General features: G+C 54.9%; 1 tRNA gene and 2 rRNA genes (2 of these 3 only partly in view). All 3 read left to right on the forward strand.

The window, feature by feature from the left end:
- Positions 1-1,854 (forward strand): 23S ribosomal RNA (locus NKL06_RS20725); it begins 948 nt to the left of the window's first position.
- 201 nt (positions 1,855-2,055) lie between these two features.
- Positions 2,056-2,170 (forward strand): 5S ribosomal RNA (gene rrf / locus NKL06_RS20730).
- Positions 2,171-2,427: 257 nt separating this feature from the next.
- A tRNA-Met gene (locus NKL06_RS20735) sits at positions 2,428-2,500 on the forward strand (it continues 4 nt past the right edge of the window).

Below are 2,500 nucleotides of genomic sequence, written 5' to 3' on the forward strand. Positions count from 1 at the left end.
AAACTCCGAATACCTGGGAGTACTAGTCGGCAGACACACGGCGGGTGCTAACGTCCGTCGTGAAAAGGGAAACAACCCTGACCTACAGCTAAGGTCCCCAAGTTATGGCTAAGTGGGAAAGGATGTGAGGATCCCAAAACAACCAGGATGTTGGCTTAGAAGCAGCCATCATTTAAAGAAAGCGTAACAGCTCACTGGTCTAAATAAGGGTCTTTGCGCCGAAAATGTAACGGGGCTAAAGCCATACACCGAAGCTTAGGGTTTGGTCCGCAAGGGCCAAGCGGTAGCGGAGCGTTCTGTAAGCTGACGAAGCCATACCCGTGAGGGGTGGTGGAGGTATCAGAAGTGCGAATGCTGACATGAGTAACGTAAGGGGAGTGAGAGACTCCCCCGCCGAAAGACCAAGGGTTCCTGCTTAAAGCTAATCTGAGCAGGGTTAGCCGGCCCCTAAGACGAGGCGGAAACGCGTAGTCGATGGGAACCACGTTAATATTCGTGGGCTTGGAGGTAGTGACGGATCGCACAAGTTGTCCAATCTTATCGGATTGAACGGGCAGCGGAGCGGTTCCAGGAAATAGCTCCTCCTTATAAACCGTACCCGAAACCGACACTGGTGGTCAGGTAGAGTATACCAAGGCGCTTGAGAGAACTATGCTGAAGGAACTCGGCAAATTGCACGCGTAACTTCGGAAGAAGCGTGACCCTTTTCTACGCAAGTAGAGGAGGGTGGCACAGACCAGGGGGTAGCGACTGTTTATCAAAAACACAGGGCTCTGCGAAGTCGCAAGACGACGTATAGGGTCTGACGCCTGCCCGGTGCTGGAAGGTTAAGAGGAGGGGTGCAAGCTCTGAATCGAAGCCCCAGTAAACGGCGGCCGTAACTATAACGGTCCTAAGGTAGCGAAATTCCTTGTCGGGTAAGTTCCGACCTGCACGAATGGCGTAACGACTTCCCCGCTGTCTCCAGCATAGACTCAGTGAAATTGAATTCCCCGTGAAGATGCGGGGTTCCTGCGGTTAGACGGAAAGACCCCGTGCACCTTTACTATAGCTTTACATTGGCATTCGTAGTGGCATGTGTAGGATAGGTGGTAGGCTTTGAAGCCTGGGCGCCAGCTCAGGTGGAGCCACCCTTGAAATACCACCCTTATTACTATGGATGTCTAACCGCGGCCCGTTATCCGGGTCCGGGACAATGTATGGTGGGTAGTTTGACTGGGGCGGTCGCCTCCTAAAGAGTAACGGAGGCGCGCGATGGTGGGCTCAGAACGGTCGGAAATCGTTCGCTGAGTGCAATGGCATAAGCCTGCCTGACTGCGAGACTGACAAGTCGAGCAGAGACGAAAGTCGGTCATAGTGATCCGGTGGTCCCGCGTGGAAGGGCCATCGCTCAACGGATAAAAGGTACGCCGGGGATAACAGGCTGATGACCCCCAAGAGTCCATATCGACGGGGTTGTTTGGCACCTCGATGTCGACTCATCGCATCCTGGGGCTGGAGCAGGTCCCAAGGGTATGGCTGTTCGCCATTTAAAGCGGTACGTGAGTTGGGTTCAGAACGTCGTGAGACAGTTCGGTCCCTATCTGCCGTGGGTGTAGGAATATTGAAAGGATCTGTCCCTAGTACGAGAGGACCGGGATGGACGGATCTCTGGTGGACCTGTTGTGGCGCCAGCCGCATAGCAGGGTAGCTATATCCGGACGGGATAACCGCTGAAGGCATCTAAGCGGGAAACCCACCTTAAAACGAGTATTCCCTGAGAACCGTGGAAGACGACCACGTTGATAGGCCGGGTGTGGAAGAGCGGCAACGCTTGAAGCTTACCGGTACTAATAGTTCGATCGGCTTGATCGTTCTCATTCCTTATGCTCATCGTGAACACGATGATCTGACCAGCGCTCACGCATGAGCGGCCCTTAACAGGGCCTATGCTCCGCGAGGGCGCCGGAAAACCGGCGACGCGCAGTCGCGCTTGCGGACTTTGTCCGTTAGCTAGACACAAACGTCGCCTTGGCACGAAAAAACAGCTTCTCGATATAACGTGCGTTTTGCCGACCTGGTGGTTATGGCGGAGCGGCTGCACCCGATCCCATTCCGAACTCGGCCGTGAAACGCTCCAGCGCTGATGGTACTTCGTCTCAAGACGCGGGAGAGTAGGTCGCTGCCAGGTCTGCAAAACGCACGTTGAACTCTCATCCGCAAACCGGATGAAACTGAATCTTCTCTCTACGAAAAGGCCCGCCAAGGGATCACGGGCCGCGCAAGCGGCCCTTTCATTTGGTCAGCCATATACCTATCTGTAAGCCATCCTGTTCATAGGCCCAGGCTTACGTCCAGATAAGCAAGCAAACGCTTGCTTCAGATCCGGAGCAGGCAAGAGCTTGCCCTGGAGAGTCCGGAGCAAGCAAGAGCTTGCCCTGGAGGTGACGCGGGGTGGAGCAGCCCGGTAGCTCGTCAGGCTCATAACCTGAAGGTCACAGGTTCAAATCCTGTCCCCGCA

The sequence above is a fragment of the Mesorhizobium sp. C268A genome, assembly GCF_040324475.1.
Taxonomy (GTDB): Bacteria; Pseudomonadota; Alphaproteobacteria; order Rhizobiales; family Rhizobiaceae; genus Mesorhizobium.